Origin of the sequence: Pseudomonas sp. WC2 (assembly GCF_050586545.1) — a bacterium.
Lineage (GTDB): Bacteria > Pseudomonadota > Gammaproteobacteria > Pseudomonadales > Pseudomonadaceae > Aquipseudomonas.
Genome location: NZ_JBOBDR010000021.1, coordinates 58560 through 77456 on the forward strand (window position 1 = coordinate 58560; position 18897 = coordinate 77456).

Genomic DNA, 18897 nt, shown 5'->3' on the forward strand with positions numbered 1-18897 from the left:
GTCCCGGCCAGACAGCATTCCAGTGCCTTGCGCGGTCGGCGTAGACCGCGCCCTGCATGCCCGCGAAGGGCGTGACACAGCAACCCGATTCCACTCGCAAGCCGAATTCAGGCAGGAAACCTCATGACCGACGCGTTCGAACACCCCAGCACCCTGGTCCAAGCCCTCCAGCGCCGCGCGGCCCTGACCCCGGATCAACTGGCCTTGCGTTTTCTCGCCGAAAACGAAGAGCAGGCTGTGGTCCTCAGTTATCGCGAACTGGATGAGCGCGCGCGCACCATTGCGGCGGCGTTGCAGGCCCAGGCTGAGTTTGGCGATCGCGCGGTGCTGCTGTTTCCCAGTGGCCCGGATTACGTTGCCGCGTTCTTTGGTTGCCTGTACGCGGGCGTGATTGCGGTGCCGGCCTATCCGCCGGAATCGGCGCGTCGTCATCATCAGGAGCGTCTGCTGTCGATCATCGCCGACGCCGGGCCGCGCCTGCTGCTGACCAGCGCCGACCTGCGCGACGCTTTGCAGCAGATCGAAGGTGCGCCGCCGCTGTTGTGTGTCGATACCCTCGACAGTGCCCTCGCTGAACGCTGGATCGAACCGAGCCTGCCGCACGATCACATCGCCTTCCTGCAATACACCTCCGGCTCCACCGCGTTGCCCAAAGGCGTGCAGGTCAGCCACGGCAATCTGGTCGCCAACGAACTGTTGATCCGCCACGGCTTCGGCATCGATGTAAACCCGGACGACGTGATCGTCAGCTGGTTGCCGCTGTACCACGACATGGGGTTGATCGGCGGTCTACTGCAACCGATTTTCAGTGGCGTGCCGTGCATCCTGATGTCGCCGGCGTATTTCCTCGGTCGTCCCTTGCGCTGGCTCGAAGCGATCAGCCAATACGGCGGCACCATCAGCGGCGGGCCGGACTTTGCCTATCGTTTGTGCAGCGAACGGGTCAGTGAATCGGCCCTTGAGCGCCTCGACCTCAGCCGTTGGCGCGTGGCGTATTCCGGCTCCGAGCCGATCCGCCTTGACACCCTCGAACGCTTCGCCGAGAAGTTCACCGCGTGCGGTTTCAGCGCCGAGAATTTCATGGCTTCTTACGGTCTGGCCGAGGCCACGTTGTTCGTCGCCGGCACCCCGCGCGGCACCGGTATTCCGGCACTGCGCGTGGACGATCAAGCGCTGGCGCAAAACCGCGCCGAACCGGGCGAGGGCAGCCCGATCATGAGCTGTGGCATCAGCCAGCCTGAACACGCGGTGCTCATCGTCGAGCCGAATACGCTCGTTGAACTGGCCGACAACGCTGTCGGCGAAGTCTGGGCCGCCGGCCCAAGTATTGCCCTCGGCTACTGGCGCAACCCGGAGGCCAGCGCCAAGACCTTTGTCCAGCACGCCGGCCGCACCTGGCTGCGCACCGGTGACCTGGGTTTTATGCGGGACGGCGAACTGTTCGTCACCGGTCGCTTGAAAGACATGCTCATCGTGCGCGGCCACAACCTGTATCCGCAGGACATCGAGAAGACCGTCGAGAACGAAGTGGAAGTGGTGCGCAAAGGCCGCGTCGCTGCCTTCGCGATCAATCAGAATGGCGAAGAAGGCATCGGCATCGCCGCGGAGATCAGCCGCAGCGTGCAGAAAATCCTGCCGCCGGAAGCACTGATCAAAGCCATTCGCCAAGCCGTGGCCGAGGCGTATCAAGAGGCACCGAGCGTGGTGGTGTTGCTCAATCCGGGTGCATTGCCAAAAACCTCCAGCGGCAAATTGCAGCGCTCGGCGTGTCGCAATCGTCTGGCCGATGGCAGCCTCGACAGCTACGCGGTGTTCCCAACGACCGCATCCGAAACTCAAGCGTCGACCACCAGCGTCACCGAACTGGAAGCCTTGATCGGCAAGATCTGGGCCGAGCAACTCAACCTCAAACAGGTCAGCGCCGACGATCACTTCTTCCTGCTCGGCGGCAATTCGATTGCTGCCACGCAAGTGATTGCGCGGGTGCGTGAAGAACTCGGGCTGGAGCTGAACCTGCGTCTGCTGTTCGAAGCGCCGACGCTGTCGGCATTCGCCGCTGCCGTGGCGCAACAACAGCAAGACGGCGGCAGCGCCCAAGGTGCAATCACTGCGTTGTCGCGCACCGAGCCGATGCCGCAATCACTGGCACAAAACCGTCTGTGGATCACCTGGCAACTCGACCCGCAAAGCAGCGCCTACAACATTCCCGGCGGCCTGCGTCTGCGCGGCGAGCTGGACGAAGACACCTTGCGCGCCAGTTTCCAGCAACTGATCGAACGCCACGAATCCCTGCGCACACGCTTCTTCGAACGTGACGGCGTGGCCCTGCAACAAGTCGATGCCGCCGCTGAATTCAATCTGCAGCTGATCGACATCAGCGACCTGTCGGCCCATGAGCGCGAAGCCCGCGCCCTGCAAATCCGCGAAGACGAAGCCCGCACCCAGTTCGACCTGGAAAAGGGCCCGCTGCTGTGGGTGACGCTGGTGCGTCTCGACGAAGAAGATCATCAACTGCTGGTGACGATGCACCACATCATCGCTGACGGCTGGTCGCTGAATGTCTTGATCGACGAGTTCTCGCGGCTGTACGCCGCCGCTTCGCAAGGCGCGACCGCCAACCTCGCGCCACTGCCAACTCAATATGCCGACTACGGCAGCTGGCAGCGCCAATGGCTGGCGCAGGGCGAGGGCGAGCGCCAACTGGCCTACTGGAAAGCGCAGTTGGGTGACGAACATCCGACACTGGAATTGGCCACCGATCATCCGCGCTCTGCGCAACACAACCATAGCGCTGCACGTCACACCGTGCGTCTGGGCGTGAGCCTTAGCGATGCGATCCGCCACACGGCGCAGGCGCATCAATCGACGCCGTTCATGCTGTTGCTCTCGGCATTCCAGAGCTTGCTGCATCGCTACAGCGGTCAGCGCGACATCCGCATCGGCGTGCCGAATGCCAACCGTCCGCGCCTGGACACCCAGGGCCTGATCGGTTTCTTCATCAACACCCAAGTGCTGCGCGCGGACATCGACTCGCGCCTGTCGTTTGTGGAGCTGCTGGCACAGACTCGCGAGGCCGCCCTCAGTGCCCAAGCGAATCAGGATCTGCCGTTCGAACAACTCCTCGAAGCTTTCCCGCAGGCCCGTGAACAAGGCCTTTTCCAGGTGATGTTCAACCATCAGCAACGCGACCTCAGCGCGCTGAAACGCCTGCCGGGTCTGCTCGCCGAAGAACTGCCGTGGCACAGCCGCGAAGCCAAATTCGATCTGCAACTGCACAGCGAAGAAGACCGTAACGGTCGCCTGACGCTGTCATTCGACTACGCCAGCGAACTGTTCGACGCCGCAACCATCGCGAGACTGGCCGAGCACTTCAGCAACCTCTTGCGCGAAGTTTGCGAACGCCCGGAGCAAAGCATCGGCGACCTGCAACTGCTCACCGATGGCGAGCACGATCAGCATAAAAACTGGAGCGTCGCCTCGTGCACCCCGGCGCAACAATGGCTGCCGGAAATGCTCAATGAGCAGGCGCGACAAACGCCGGAACGCACCGCGTTGGTGTGGGACGGTGGCAGCCTCGACTTCGCTGAACTGCACACGCAGGCCAACCGCCTCGCCCATTACTTGCGCGACAAAGGCGTTGGCCCGGATGTCTGCGTGGCCATCGCCGCCGAGCGTTCGCAGCAACTGTTGATCGGCGTGCTGGCAATCATCAAGGCCGGTGGCGCCTATGTGCCGCTGGACCCGGATTATCCGGCCGATCGTCTGGCTTACATGCTCAGCGACAGCGGCGTCGAACTGCTGCTGACCCAGACCGAATTGCTCGGCCGCTTGCCGGCCAGCGACGGCGTCAGCGTGATCGCCATGGACGCGTTGCACCTGGAAAACTGGCCGAGCCAGGCACCGGGCCTGCACTTGCACGGCGACAACCTCGCGTACGTGATTTACACCTCGGGGTCCACCGGCCAACCGAAAGGCGTCGGCAACACCCACGCGGCGCTGGCCGAGCGTCTGCAATGGATGCAGAACACTTACGCCCTCAATGAAACCGACGTGCTGATGCAAAAGGCGCCGATCAGTTTCGACGTGTCGGTGTGGGAATGCTTCTGGCCGTTGATCACCGGCGCACGCCTGCTGATCGCCGGCCCCGGCGAACACCGCGATCCACACCGCATCGCGCAACTGGTTGAAGAATACGGCGTGACAACGCTGCACTTTGTGCCGCCGCTGCTCTCGCTGTTCATCGACGAACCGCTGAGCGCCGAATGCACCAGCCTGCGCCGGCTCTTCTCCGGCGGTGAAGCGCTGCCCGCCGAACTGCGCAACCGCGTGCTGGCGCAACTGCCGGCGGTGCAATTGCACAACCGTTACGGCCCCACCGAAACTGCGATCAACGTCACCCACTGGCATTGCACGATCGCCGACGGCGAACGCTCGCCGATTGGCCGTCCGTTGGGCAACGTGATTTGCCGCGTGCTCGACGCCGACCTCAATCCAGTGCCGGCCGGCGTGCCAGGTGAGCTGTGCATCAGCGGCATTGGTCTGGCTCGCGGTTATCTGGGTCGTCCAGCGTTGACCGCTGAACGCTTTGTGGTTGATCCATTGGGCGAGCAGGGTGCGCGTTTGTACCGTACCGGCGACCGCGCACGCTGGACATCCGATGGCGTGATCGAATACCTCGGACGTCTTGATCAGCAGGTCAAACTGCGTGGCTTCCGCGTCGAGCCGGAAGAAATCGAAGCACGCTTGCTGGCGCAGGACGGCGTCGCGCAAGCCGTGGTGCTGGTGCGCCAAACCGCTGCCGGCGCGCAATTGATCGGCTACTTCACCGCCACCGATGCCAGTGAAAATCCTGACGAGCAAATCACTCGGCTGAAAACCGCACTGGCCGCCGAGCTGCCGGAGTACATGGTCCCGGCGCAACTGATGCGCCTCGACGCCATGCCCCTCAGCCCAAGCGGCAAACTCGACCGCCGCGCCTTGCCTGAACCGCAATGGCAAGTGCGTGAACACGTCGAGCCGGTCACCGAACTGGAGCAGCAAATTGCCGCGATCTGGCGCGAAGTACTGGGTCTGGCGCAAATCGGTCTGCGCGACGACTTCTTCGCCCTCGGCGGTCACTCGCTGCTGGCCACGCAAATCATCTCGCGTACCCGTCAGGCCTGCGACGTCGAACTGCCGTTGCGCGCGTTGTTCGAGCACAGCGAACTCGGTGATTTCGCCGAGCAGATTCGTTTGATCCAGGCCAGCGGTCGCACCAATAAACAACCGCCGATCGACAAGGTCGACCGCAGCCAACCAGTACCGTTGTCGTACTCGCAACAGCGCATGTGGTTCCTCTGGCAAATGGAGCCGGACAGCCCTGCGTACAACGTCGGCGGCATGGCGCGCCTGCGTGGCGTGTTGCATGTCGAGCGTTTCGAGGCCGCGTTGCAGGCGCTGATCCAGCGTCACGAAACCCTGCGCACCACGTTCCCGAGCGTCGACGGCGTCGCTCGCCAGCAAGTGCATGCCGAGACGGGCGTGCGCATGGGCTGGAAGGATTTCTCGACATTCGCTGCCGACGTGCGTGAGCAAAAGGTCCAGCAACTGGCGGACGAAGAAGCGCATCTGCCATTCGATCTGGAAACCGGTCCGCTGCTGCGCGCTTGCCTGGTGAAAACCGCCGAGCACGAACATTACTTCGTGCTGACCCTGCATCACATCGTCACCGAAGGCTGGGCGATGGACATTTTCGCCCGCGAACTCAGTGCGCTCTACGAAGCGTTTGTCGACGATCGCGATTCGCCGCTTGAGCCGCTGCCGGTGCAGTACCTCGACTACAGCGTCTGGCAGCGCAACTGGCTGGAGTCCGGCGAGCGTCAGCGTCAACTCGACTACTGGACCGCGCAACTCGGTCGTGAACATCAGCTGCTTGAATTGCCCGGCGACCGTCCGCGTCCGCCGGTGCAAAGTCATCAGGGCGAACTGTTCCGCTTCGACCTCAGCGACGATCTCGCCGCGCGTGTTCGGGCGTTCAACGCGCAAAACGGTTTGACCCTGTTCATGACCATGACCGCCGCACTCGCCACGCTGCTTTACCGCTACAGCGGCCAGACCGATCTGCGCATTGGCGCGCCGGTGGCCAACCGCATCCGCCCGGAAAGCGAAGGGCTGATCGGTGCGTTCCTCAATACCCAAGTGCTGCGCTGCCAGCTCGACGGCATGATGTCGGTCGGCGAATTGTTCGAGCAGGTGCGTCACACCGTGATCGAAGGCCAGTCGCATCAGGATCTGCCGTTCGATCATCTGGTTGAAGCGTTGCAGCCACCGCGCAGCGCCGCGTACAACCCGCTGTTCCAGGTGATGTGCAACGTGCAGCGCTGGGAATTCCAGCAGAGCCGCATGCTCGCCGGCATGACCGTCGAGTACCTGGCGAACGATGCGCGAGCGACCAAGTTCGACCTCAATCTGGAAGTCACCGACCTCGATCATCGCCTCGGTTGCTGCCTGACGTACAGCACCGATCTGTTCGACGAACCGACCATCGCGCGCATGGCCAAACATTGGCGCAACCTGCTCGAAGCGCTGATCGCCGATCCGCAACAACGCCTCAGTGAACTACCACTGCTCGATGCGCCTGAGCAACAGCAGCTGCTCGACAGTCTCGGCATCGAGCCGGGCGAGCATCGTCTCGACCAGTGCATCCATCACCTGTTCGCCGAACAGGCGCTGGCGCGCAAAGACGCGCCGGCCCTGACCTTCGCCGGGCAGACTCTGAGCTACGCCGAACTCGACGCCCGCGCCAATCGCTTGGCCTGGGCCTTGCGTGAGCGTGGCGTCGGCCCGCAAGTGCGCGTGGGTCTGGCGCTGGAGCGTTCGCTGGAAATGGTCATCGGTCTGCTGGCGATTCTCAAGGCTGGCGGCGCGTACGTGCCGCTGGACCCGGAATACCCGCTCGACCGTCTGCATTACATGATTGAAGACAGCCGCATCGGCCTGCTGCTCAGTGATCGGGCAATGTTCAACGCTCTCGGCGATCTGCCGCCAAGTGTGGCGCGCTGGTGCCTGGAAGATGACAACGCAGCACTCGCCGCTTACCCGGCCAGCGAGCTGCCGTTTATCAGCCTGCCGCAGCATCAGGCCTACCTGATTTACACCTCGGGCTCGACCGGTAAACCGAAAGGCGTGGTGGTCTCCCACGGCGAAATCGCCATGCACTGCCAAGCGGTGATCGAGCGGTTTGGCATGCGCCCGGACGACTGCGAACTGCACTTCTATTCGATCAACTTCGATGCGGCGACCGAGCGTTTGTTGGTGCCGCTGCTCAGCGGCGCGCAGGTGGTGTTGCGTGCGCAAGGTCAGTGGGACGCGGAAGAAATCTGCGGCTTGATCCGCACGCACAACATCAACGTACTCGGTTTCACCCCGAGCTACGGCAGCCAGTTGGCGCAGTTCCTCTCGACGCAAAACGAAATCCTCCCGGTGCGGATGATCATCACCGGTGGCGAAGCGTTGACCGGCGAACACCTGCAACGGATTCGCGCGGCGTTCAAACCGGCGATGTTCTTCAACGCCTACGGCCCGACCGAAACCGTGGTCATGCCACTGGCCAGTCTGGCGCCGGAAGTGCTGGAGGAGGGCGCCGGCAGTGTGCCGATCGGCAGCGTGATCGGCGCGCGTGTCGCCTATATTCTCGACGCCGATCTGGCGCTGGTGCCGCAAGGTGCGACCGGTGAATTGTTCGTCGGCGGCGCCGGTCTGGCGCAGGCCTATCACGATCGCCCGGGCATCACCGCCGAACGTTTTGTCGCTGACCCGTTCGCCACCGATGGCGGGCGCATGTACCGCACCGGCGACCTGGTGCGCCAGCGTGCCGATGGTCTGGTGGAATACCTGGGGCGGATCGACCATCAGGTAAAAATCCGTGGTTTCCGTATCGAACTGGGCGAAATCGAAACGCGTCTGCTCGATCACGCTTCGATCCGCGAAGCCGTAGTGCTGGCACTGGATGCGCCGAGCGGCAAACAACTCGTCGGCTATCTGGTCACTGAAGTCGCTGAGCAGAGCGAAGCCAAGCAGGCCGAACTGCGCGATGCCCTCAAATCGCACCTCAAGGCGCAACTGCCGGATTACATGGTGCCGACGCACTTGATTCTGCTGGCGAGCATGCCGCTGACCGCCAACGGCAAACTCGACCGCCGCGCGTTGCCGGCGCCGGATCCTGAGTTGAATCGTCAGGACTACGTCGCGCCGAGCAACGAGCTGGAACAGACCCTGGCACAGATCTGGTGCGAGGTGCTCAACGTCGAACAGGTCGGCCTCAACGACAACTTCTTCGAACTCGGTGGCGACTCGATTCTGTCGATTCAAGTGGTCAGCCGTGCGCGTCAACAGGGCATTCATTTCAGCCCGCGCGATCTGTTCCAGCACCAGACTGTGCAGACCCTCGCCGCTGTGGCCAGCCGCACCGAGCAGGTGACCGCCGAACAAGGACTGGTGGCCGGTGAGTCGCGCCTGACGCCGATTCAGCACTGGTTCTTCGACACCGATATTCCTGAGCGTCAGCACTGGAACCAGGCATTGTTGCTGGAGCCGACCGCAACCCTCGAACCGCATCGTCTGGAGCAGGCGCTGCTGGCGGTGATCGAGCAGCATGATGCCTTGCGTCTGCGCTTCACCGAGGTCAACGGCGAGTGGCAAGCGACCCACCAACCGGTGTCCGATGCAGCAGTGTTTTGGCAAGTGCGCGTGACCTCGATGGACAAGTGCGAAGCGCTGTTCGCTGATGCGCAACGCAGTCTTGATCTGCAAGATGGCCCGCTGGTTCGCGCCTTGCTGGTCGACGGCCCTGAAGGTCAGCAACGCCTGTTTATCGCGATTCATCACTTGGTGGTCGACGGCGTGTCGTGGCGGGTTCTGCTCGACGATCTGCAAACCGTGTATCGCCAACTCGACGCCGACCAAGCGGTGAAGCTACCGGCGAAAACCAGTGCCTTCAAAGACTGGGCGGCGCGTTTGCAGGCTTACGCCGGCAGCGAATCCCTGCGTGAAGAACTTAACTGGTGGCAAACTCAACTGGCCGGCCAGAACGCTGATCTACCTTGCGAAAATCCGCAGGGCGGCCAGCAGAATCGCCATGCACAAACTGTCAGCGTGCGCCTCGATGCCGAGCACACCAAACAGCTGCTGCAACAGGCTCCGGCCGCTTATCGCACGCAGGTCAATGACCTGCTGCTGACGGCATTGGCTCGCGTGCTTTGCCGCTGGAGCGGGCAGCCGTCGGCACTGATTCAACTGGAAGGTCACGGCCGCGAAACCCTGTTCGACGAGATCGACCTGACCCGCACCGTTGGCTGGTTCACCAGTGCTTACCCCCTGCGTTTGACACCGCACAACATCGAAGAAGCCGCCGGGCAGGGCGCTTCGATCAAGGCAATCAAAGAGCAATTGCGTGGCGTGCCGCACAAAGGCCTGGGTTATGGCGTGTTGCGTTATCTCGCCGACGATCTCAGCCAGCGCAGCATGGCCGCGCTGCCCCATGCGCCGGTCACCTTCAACTACCTTGGCCAGTTCGATCAGAGTTTTGGCAGCGATGCGCTGTTCCGTCCGCTGGATGAGCCGGTCGGTGCCGCCCACGATCCGCACGCGCCATTGCCCAATGAATTAAGCGTCGACAGCCAGGTTTACGGCGGTGAACTGCTCTTGCGCTGGACCTTCAGTGCTGAGCGTTACGACACGCAGACCATCAACGATCTGGCCGATGCTTACTTGGGTGAGCTTCAGAGCCTGATCGCCCATTGCCTGCAAGACGAGGCCGGTGGCCTGACGCCGTCGGACTTCCCATTAGCGAAACTGACTCAAGCGCAACTCGATGCCTTGCCGGTGCCTGCCGCGCACATTGAAGATGTCTATCCGCTGACGCCGATGCAGGAAGGCATGTTGCTGCACACCTTGCTCGAACCGGGCACCGGTCTGTACTACATGCAGGATCGCTACCGCATCAACAGCGAACTCGACGCCGAGCGTTTCGCCCAGGCCTGGCAAGCGGTGATCGGCCGTCATGAAGCACTGCGCGCGTCGTTCTGCTGGAACGTTGGCGAAGACATGCTGCAAGTGATTCACGCCCCGGGTCGCACGCCGATCGAATATCTGGACTGGAGCGCCATCGCCGAACCCGAGCAGGAACCGAAGCTGCAAGCGCTGCTGAAAAGCGAGCGCGAGGCCGGTTTCGATCTGCTCAATCAGGCGCCGTTCCACCTGCGCCTGATCAAGGTTGGCGCGGCGCGTTACTGGTTCATGATGAGCAACCACCACATCCTCATCGATGCCTGGTGCCGTTCGTTGCTGATGAACGACTTCTTCGAGATTTACACCGCGCTTGGTGAAGGTCGCGACGCGCAGTTGAGCGTGCCGCCACGTTATCGCGATTACATTGGCTGGCTGCAACGTCAGAGCCTGGCTGAAGCGCGGCAGTGGTGGCAGCAGAACCTGCAAGGGTTCGAGCGCACCACGCCGATTCCGAGCGACCGTCCGTTCCTGCGCGAACACGCCGGTGAAAGCGGCGGGATGATCGTCGGCGACCGCTACACCCGCCTCAATGTCGAGGACGGTGCGCGGCTGCGTGAATTGGCGCAGGCGCATCAGTTGACCATCAACACCTTCGCCCAAGCGGCGTGGGCTTTGGTGCTGCGGCGTATGAGCGGCGACCGTGACGTGCTCTTCGGCGTGACCGTGGCCGGGCGTCCGGTGGAAATGCCGGAAATGCAGCGCACCGTAGGCCTGTTCATCAACAGCATCGCGCTGCGGGTGAAAATGCCCGAAGACGATCAGCGCAGCAGCGTGCGTCAGTGGCTGAGCACTTTGCTCGACAGCAACATGCAATTGCGCGAGTACGAATACCTGCCGCTGGTGAACATCCAGGAACAAAGCGAATTGCCGAAAGGCCAGCCGCTGTTCGACAGCCTGTTCGTCTTTGAAAACGCCCCGGTGGAAGTCTCGGTGCTCGATCGGGCGCAGAGCCTGAACGCGACCTCCGACTCCGGCCGTACGCACACCAACTTCCCGCTGACGGCGGTGTGCTACCCGGGCGATGACCTTGGTCTGCACCTGTCGTATGACCAGCGCTATTTCGACGAATCGACCATCGAACGCATGCTCGGCGAGTTCAAGCGTCTGCTACTGGCGCTGGTCGATGGCTTCCACGGCGACATGGCCGATCTGCCGCTGCTGGGCGGTGAAGAACGGGACTTCCTGCTGCACGGTTGCAACCAGAGTGCCCACGATTATCCGCTGGAGCAGAGCTACGTTGCGCTGTTCGAGGCGCAGGTTGCCGCGCATCCGCAACGCATTGCCGCCACTTGCCTTGATCAGCAACTGAGCTATGCCGAGCTGAACCACAGCGCCAACCGACTCGGCCATGCGCTGGTCGCTGCGGGTGTGCAGATGGATCAACCGGTGGCGCTGCTCGGCGAACGTAATCTGGATCTGCTTGGCATGATCATCGGCAGCTTCAAGGCTGGCGCGGGTTATCTGCCGCTGGATCCGGGCCTGCCGAGTCAGCGTCTGCAACGCATCATCGAACTGAGTCGCACGCCGGTGCTGGTCTGCTCTAAAGCCTGCTTTGAACAGGCGCAGACTTTGCTGGATGAATTCAGCTGCGCCAATCGCCCGCGTTTGCTGGTGTGGGAAGAGATTCAAGCGGCGGCGCTTTCGGCGCAGGACGTGGGCATTTACAGCGGCCCGGACAACCTCGCTTACGTGATTTACACCTCGGGCTCGACCGGCCTGCCGAAAGGCGTGATGGTCGAGCAGCGCGGCATGCTCAACAATCAGTTGAGCAAGGTGCCGTACTTGAATCTGAGCGACGCCGATGTGATCGCGCAGACCGCTTCGCAAAGCTTCGATATTTCGGTCTGGCAGTTCCTCGCCGCGCCGTTGTTCGGTGCGCGGGTGGACATCGTGCCGAATACGATTGCCCACGATCCGCAAGGTTTGCTGGTGCATGTGCAGGCGCAGGGCATCACCGTGCTGGAGAGTGTGCCGTCACTGATTCAAGGCATGCTCGCCGCGGAGCGCCTGAGCCTCAATGGCCTGCGCTGGATGTTGCCGACCGGTGAGGCGATGCCGCCGGAGCTGGCGCATCAGTGGCTGCTGCGTTACCCGGATATCGGTCTGGTCAACGCTTATGGCCCGGCGGAATGCTCGGATGACGTGGCGTTCTTCCGTGTCGACATGGCCTCGACGCGCGGCAGTTACTTGCCGATCGGCACGCCGACCGACAACAACTTGCTCTATCTGGTCGATGGCGCGCTGGAACTGGTGCCGTTGGGTGCGGTGGGTGAGTTGTGCGTGGCGGGGACGGGCGTCGGTCGCGGTTATGTCAGTGATCCGCTGCGCACCGCGCCGGTGTTTGTGCCGAACCCGTTCGGTGCGCCGGGTGAACGTCTGTATCGCACCGGTGACCTGGCGCGGCGACGTAGCGACGGCGTGCTGGAATACGTTGGCCGCGTTGACCATCAGGTGAAGATTCGCGGTTACCGCATCGAATTGGGTGAGATCGAAGCGCGTCTGCACGAACAACCCGAAGTGCGTGATGGCGCGGTCGGGGTGCAGGAAGGCGTCAACGGCAAGCACCTGGTCGGCTATCTGGTTGCGGCAGATTCGGCACTCAACCCGAGCGAACGTCTGGAGCGGATCAAACAGCGCCTGCGCGCCGAATTGCCGGAATACATGGTGCCGCTGCACTGGTTGTGGCTCGATCAGCTGCCGCTGAATGCCAACGGCAAACTGGATCGCAAAGCCCTGCCGGCGCTGGAAATCGGCCAGTTGCAGAGCCAGGATTATCTGGCCCCGCGCAATGACCTTGAGCAGACGCTGGCGGACATTTGGGCTGAGGTGTTGAAGGTCGAACAGGTCGGTGTACGCGACAACTTCTTCGAGCTGGGCGGGCATTCGCTGCTGGCTACGCAGATCGCCTCGCGGGTGCAGAAAACCCTGCAACGCGACGTGCCGCTGCGCGCGATGTTCGAGTGCAGTACGGTGGAGGAGTTGGCCGAATACATCGACGGACTGGCGGCGAGTGACATCACCGAGGAGAAGGTTGATCGGTTGAATGATCTGATGGCGGAGCTGGAGGGCCTTTGATTCTTTAGTGCCTGCACTGGCCTCTTCGCGAGCAGGCTCGCTCCCACATTTGGTCCTGTGTACGCAGAACCGATGTGGGAGCGAAGGTTGCTCGCGAAGGCGGCATCAGCATCAACACAAAAGGCATCATTTCCATTGTTGACGATCAGAAACCGGCAGCTCAGTCTGCCGGTTCTGTTTTTTACCGCGCAGGTGAATCGATGCCCTTTTTCACGGTTGACGGACAAGCGCTGCATTACATTGATCAAGGCACTGGCCCGGCAGTCTTGCTGGCCGGCAGTTATTTGTGGGATCAGGCCATGTGGGCGCCGCAGATTGCGGCGTTGTCACCGCACTACCGGGTGATTGCGCTGGACATCTGGGGCCACGGCGAGTCGGGGCGATTGCCTGAACGCACCTCATCACTGGATGACATCGCCCGCCAGGCGCAGGCATTGCTCGATCACCTGGACATCGACCAGGTCAGCCTGGTTGGGCTATCGGTCGGCGGCATGTGGGGCGCGCGCCTGGCGCTGTCGGCACCGCAGCGGATCAACGGTCTGGTGCTGATGGACACTTACGCGGGTGTCGAACCCGAGCCTACCCGCCAGTATTACTTCTCGTTGTTTAAACAGATCGAAGAAACCGGCGAAATCTCCGAGCAGTTGCTGGACATCGTCGTACCGATTTTCTTCCGTCCGGGCATCGATCCGCAGTCGGCGCTGTATCAGGATTTTCGCGCGAAACTGGCGGCGTACTCCGCCGATCAGCTACGCGAAAGCATCGTGCCGATGGGGCGCATCACGTTTGGCCGGGATGATTTGCTGCCACGGTTGGGCGAGCTGAATGCCGCTACCATGTTGGTGCTCTGCGGCGATCAGGACAAACCGCGTCCGCCGTCAGAGGCTAAGGAGATGGCCGAGTTGATCGGTTGCCCGTGGGTGCTGGTGCCGGAGGCGGGGCATATCTCCAACCTGGAGAATCCCGAGTTCGTGACGGAGGCGTTGCTTACCTTCCTCAGCGAGCGCAACCGTTAAACCGAGTGATGTTCAATCGCGAGCAGGCTCACTCCTACATTTGGAATGCATTCCCCTGTAGGAGTGAGCCTGCTCGCGATGGGGCCAATCCAGGCACCGAAAATTATTTAGGCCCGAGAATCTTCACCAACTTATCCGGCGAAGGCGCGCCTTGTTGCTGTTGCAACTCGCCTTTGTCATCCATATAGAAAATCGCCGGTGTTGCCTGCAAATCGAGGTCTTCCATCAACTGCATGTTCGCCGCCAGTTTGGTCTGCACCGCTACCGGAATGTCTTTCAAAGCTTTGAGCGAACTGCCCTTGCCGGCCTTCTCGTGATCTTCCAGCGCCTTGGCCGGATCTTTCGCCGCTAGCAGCGCGGCCGATTTGCCCGGGCTGTCTTCGCGGATGATCCCGACCATGATGTGGCGCAGTTGCACCTTGCCGGATTTCACCCACGGGCGCGCCTGTTCCCAGAACATATTGCAGTACGGGCAGTTCGGGTCGCTGAACAGGTACACGGTGCGCGGAGCATCCTTGTTGCCGTCCTGAATCCAGTTGCTCGCATCGAACTTGGCCCAGACTTCCTTGGCCATCGGCGCGTAAACCATTTTTTGCAGCGGCTCGCTGCTCAGGTCTTTGCCATCGGCATCGTACATATTGCCGAGAATGACGTGCTTGCCATCCGGGGTCAGGTACAGCGCCATGCCGCGGTTCTGATACTGCGCGGCATAACCGCGCAAGCCATCGGGGGCGTCGAACTGGCCGACGATTTTCGCGCCTTTGGCTTCGATCTGTTTGATCGCCGCAGGCAGTTCTTCTGCGGCCTGCACCGACGGCAAGTGCAGCAGGGCAGAGCCCAGAGTCAGCGTCAGCAGGTGGCGGAGGCGGGGCATGGCAGTTTCCTTGAAGAAGTGGCCGGTGCGATGGCCTGATTCGGATTTGAAGACGGTACGTCAAAATTTTCCAGAGCGCGCGCCAGGCTGGCGTTGGACAACTCGCCAAGATGACTGGCCAGCAAGCGACCGTCGGGGCTATAGAACAGCGTAGTCGGCAAAGCCATGGAACCCACGGCCTGACCGAGCTGGCCGCGTCGATCAAACAGTACGTTGTTCAGGCTCAGGCCCTGGGTTTCGAGAAAGGTCGCCACGCTTTGCATGCTTTCCGCCTGATTGACGAACAGAAAGGTCAGGTCTGGACGCTGCTGTTGGGCGCTTTCCAGTACCGGCATTTCCCGGCGGCACGGCGGGCACCAGGTGGCCCACAGGTTGATCACCAACGGGCCGCCCTGATAGTCGCTGAGCTGGATGGTTTCCCCTGCGGCATTGCGCAGGGCGATATCCGGCAAGCGTGTGCCTTGCTCGTAGATATTCAGTGACAACGTCGCCAGCAACCAGAACACCACGCCACTGGCCACGCCCGCACCGAGCGGCCGGCGCAAACCCGGTCGGCGCCAGCCGCGATAGACCGCCGCCAGCAACAGAACGACCACCCCCGGCCAAGCGAGAAAACCGCCGTCGCGCAAGTCGACGATCTGCCACGGATCATTGCGGTAATGGCTCCAGTACAGCGCAACGAAAGCGATGCGCGCTGCGAGCATGCCGAGCAGAAACAGGCTGAACAACGCCGACTCGGGGTTATCGCCGCCGCGCTTGGCTACCCGCCAGCCGACAAAAGTCGCCAGCGCCAAAGCACTGATCAGCAGCAGATGGTTAAGCGCGATGGCAAAAGTGCCGAGGGTGAAAGTCAGCATTAATTGGCGTCTCGAGTGGCAGTCCAGCGTTGCAGGAACGTGTCGGCGTCGACTTCACCGGTGATGCGCTGGCTGCGCCGCTCTTCGCCGTCGCCACCGATCCAGACAAAACTCGGCGGCCCCGGCACTTTGTAACGGCTGAGCAGCTCACGGCTGGCGGCATTGTCGGCGGTGACATCGAGCCTGAGCAGGCGCACGTCGCTCAATGCCTGCATGACCTGGTCCTTGCCGAACACCTGTTTCTCCATGACTTTGCACGACACACACCAGTCCGCGTAGTAATCGAGCAGCACCCATTGGCCCTGGGCTTTTGCCGCATCCAGTTCACGCTGCAGCGCGGCAGGTTCCTTGAGCGTGGTGAACGCGTCATGGCCAGTGGGCGCGGCGCCAACGGTGCGCCCGGCACTGTAAACCTGCAGCGGTTGATAAGGATCGTCGCTGCCGCCAGCGGCGCCGATCACCAGCAGGCTGCCCCACAAACCGAGCAACAGTGACGCGGCACCGAACATCTGCGGCACCCGGCCGAAACCTTCGGATTGTTTCCAGGCACTGTAAGCGGCGATCAGCAGCAGCGCGCCACCCAGACCCAGCCACAACGACGGATCCAGTACCGGACGCAGCATCAACAGCGCAGTGGCGAGGAAGAGGAAACCGAACACGCCTTTGAGCAGGTTCATCCAGGCGCCAGGTTTGGGCAGGAAACGATTGCCCACCGTCACCAGCAGCAACAACGGCACACCGATGCCGATGCCCAGCGAAAACAGAATCAAGCCGCCGTGCAGCGCGTTGCCGGTCTGCGCGATGTACAGCAACGCACCGGCCAGCGGCGCGGTCATGCACGGGCCGACGAGCAGACCGGACAAGGCACCGAGTACACCGGCGCCGATCAGGCTGCCACCGCTGCGACTGCGCGAGGCGTGTTCCAGACGATCGCGCAGCGCCACCGGCAGTTGCAGTTCAAAGAAGCCGAACATCGGCAACGCCAGCACCACGAAAATCGCAGCGAAGGTGCCGAGCAGCCAAGGGTTCTGCAACCAGGCCTGCAGGTTCGCGCCGAGCAGCGCAGCAATCACCCCCATCGCGGCATACACCAGCGCCATGCAGATCACATAACTGCCCGCCAGCGCGAAACCACGACGCGGTGTCGCGCCGCTGCCGACCACCATGCCGGCGAGAATCGGCAGCATCGGCAAGGTGCACGGCGTGAAAGCCAACAACAGACCCAGGCCGAAAAACACCAGCAAACTCCAGCCCAAGGCACGTTGTTGCAGGCTGCTGGCCAAGGCTTGATCCGGCGCTTCAGTGCCTGCTGCCACCGCCGCTTTGCCACCGAGATCGATCACTCGGGTTTGCGGCGGATAGCACAGGCCGGCATCGGCACAGCCTTGGTAGCTGACTTTGATCTGGCCGCTGGCCGAGGCTGGGATTTTTACTTCCAGACCCTGCCGGTAAACCGGTTGCTCACCGAAAAACTCATCGCTGTGGGATTCACCGGCGGGCAGCGTCGGCTGCTGTTCAGCCGGCAGCCCGTCGAACTTCAGACGTTTCTGATAGAGGTAATAGCCATCGGAAATCTGCCAGAACAGCTGGGTCTCACCGGATTCCAGACGCTCGGACGTCAGCACGAATGCCTTGTCGACCGGCAGAAACTCGGGTTTGGTCTCGAACGGATTGTTGCCGGCCTGGGCCAGGCTGGAGATCAACAGAGCAAATAGTAGAAAAAAATGACGCATGGAGGAGCCTTGTCCCTGTGCAAGTGAGGTGCATGGTGGTGGCTGGCGATTAACCGCTGATTAACCGCACTCTACAGGCATGAAACCGTATCGTCATAGCATGCAGCATTCGCCTGCTCACGGCCTTGATGGCCCTCGCAAGCGTCATTCTTCAAGTTTGATGCGCCACAAGCGCGCCATTCAACGGCGACGAAATTATTGAGTGTTTTCATTTAAGAGCCGTATAAATAGAGGTCTAGCAACTGTTGAGTTGGAATTCCAACTCAACTGTGTTGAACCCGGTCAGGCGTTTTTCATGAGGTATGGGAAGTCTGTTTCAATCTTGCGGTGGTTTGTCTGTTGCCAGGTTTTTGCATCCAGGACCAGATACGTACCGTCCTTCAAGAAAATATAGTATTCGGTACGGAACATCGGTTGGTCGTTTTGTACGACCGTCATGATGTTGCCTTTGTTTTGCGCGAATATGTCGATCTGAGAGTTGGTTAAAGGGATGTCTTGCAGGATTGGCATCCTGAAGTCGAGGCATTCTCCGTTGTCGAGTATCACCAGGAAGTAATCCTGAAGGTTGCCAAGTACGTCGGGGTAGGAGAAGAACTTGTTCAGGACATTTGGGTCTCGATTGTCCAGCCACAGGATCCCGACGATTTTGTTGAACTGGCCCGCTAGTGACGACCAGATGGATCGGGAAAGGGGCATTTTGCTATGCACACGGTCTTTGCCCTGGTCGTACAGGCAGACCATCGGGACACCTTTGCCGGTGTAGAACAACCAGAGAATGTCGTCCAGTTCGTTCCAGTTTATGTGCGCATCACCCGTGACGTTGAATCGGAGACCTCTCGTGGTAAAACCGAACCGCAAGTTTTTGATATGGGGTTCGAAACCTCCCCAGTGACCGGCGACGGTGGTCGGGTGTTCTGGAGCAAGTTTGTTGCCGGCCAGGTCCAGTCGGCAGTAACGATCTTCATCTTTAAAGATGAAATACATGCAGTCCGGACCTTTTCGCCAGTCGAGGGCGACGAAGTTTCTTAATTTTTTCATGTTTGATTCCTTTCATTGTTTTTTGAGTTGGTGAGTCGTTATTTAGTTACAATCCTGGCTAACTTGGGGGTGTAGTTATTGAGGTGAGTTGATCTTAGTTTGTTGTTTTTGTTTTTTGTACGCGGATTTCGTTGATATATATTTCAGGTTGATCGGGCTTGTCAGTTTGAATGCTGGTGATTGAGTTTTGTTGCAATTTAAGAGTGTTCAGCGCATCTCTGGGAATGCACGGCCCGACGCTTCCCTAGGCGGCAACC

General features: G+C 61.2%; 6 protein-coding genes. 2 read left to right on the forward strand and 4 right to left on the reverse strand.

All coding sequences use genetic code 11. The features are described 5' to 3' along the window. Positions 1-123: 123 nt before the first annotated feature. Positions 124-13122: a non-ribosomal peptide synthetase gene (locus tag ACQ4OE_RS22710; protein WP_430947979.1), complete on the forward strand. Its 12999-nt coding sequence runs from the start codon at positions 124-126 to the stop codon at positions 13120-13122. Positions 13123-13322: 200 nt separating this feature from the next. After that, on the forward strand, positions 13323-14138 hold the full coding sequence (locus ACQ4OE_RS22715; protein ID WP_430947980.1) for an alpha/beta fold hydrolase: 816 nt from the start codon (positions 13323-13325) through the stop codon (positions 14136-14138). A 103-nt stretch (positions 14139-14241) separates the two neighbouring features. Here ACQ4OE_RS22715 and dsbG read toward each other — a convergent pair whose 3' ends face one another. The 4 genes from dsbG to ACQ4OE_RS22735 all read right to left on the reverse strand — a co-directional run bounded on the left by dsbG (position 14242) and on the right by ACQ4OE_RS22735 (position 18640). Next, a complete protein-coding gene (gene dsbG / locus ACQ4OE_RS22720) occupies positions 14242-15012 on the reverse strand; it encodes a thiol:disulfide interchange protein DsbG (protein ID WP_122591887.1) in 771 nt (256 codons plus the stop codon). Next, positions 14988-15869, reverse strand: coding sequence for a TlpA disulfide reductase family protein (locus ACQ4OE_RS22725; protein ID WP_122591885.1), 882 nt, complete (start codon positions 15867-15869; stop codon positions 14988-14990). Before ACQ4OE_RS22725 ends, dsbG begins: the two co-directional genes overlap by 25 nt. Beyond that, a complete protein-coding gene (gene dsbD / locus ACQ4OE_RS22730; RefSeq protein ID WP_430947981.1) occupies positions 15869-17602 on the reverse strand; it encodes a protein-disulfide reductase DsbD in 1734 nt (577 codons plus the stop codon). Before dsbD ends, ACQ4OE_RS22725 begins: the two co-directional genes overlap by 1 nt. A gap of 282 nt (positions 17603-17884) precedes the next feature. Beyond that, a complete protein-coding gene (locus ACQ4OE_RS22735; protein WP_430947982.1) occupies positions 17885-18640 on the reverse strand; it encodes a hypothetical protein in 756 nt (251 codons plus the stop codon). Between the last annotated feature and the right edge of the window lie 257 nt (positions 18641-18897).

What these genes read in the sequence shown, in the direction of transcription:
- ACQ4OE_RS22710 (WP_430947979.1), top strand. Translation starts at nt 124, where the DNA reads ATGACCGACGCGTTCGAACACCCCAGCACCCTGGTCCAAGCCCTCCAG.
- ACQ4OE_RS22715 (WP_430947980.1), top strand. Translation starts at nt 13,323, where the DNA reads ATGCCCTTTTTCACGGTTGACGGACAAGCGCTGCATTACATTGATCAA.
- dsbG (WP_122591887.1), bottom strand. Translation starts at nt 15,012, where the DNA reads ATGCCCCGCCTCCGCCACCTGCTGACGCTGACTCTGGGCTCTGCCCTG.
- ACQ4OE_RS22725 (WP_122591885.1), bottom strand. Translation starts at nt 15,869, where the DNA reads ATGCTGACTTTCACCCTCGGCACTTTTGCCATCGCGCTTAACCATCTG.
- dsbD (WP_430947981.1), bottom strand. Translation starts at nt 17,602, where the DNA reads ATGCGTCATTTTTTTCTACTATTTGCTCTGTTGATCTCCAGCCTGGCC.
- ACQ4OE_RS22735 (WP_430947982.1), bottom strand. Translation starts at nt 18,640, where the DNA reads ATGAAAAAATTAAGAAACTTCGTCGCCCTCGACTGGCGAAAAGGTCCG.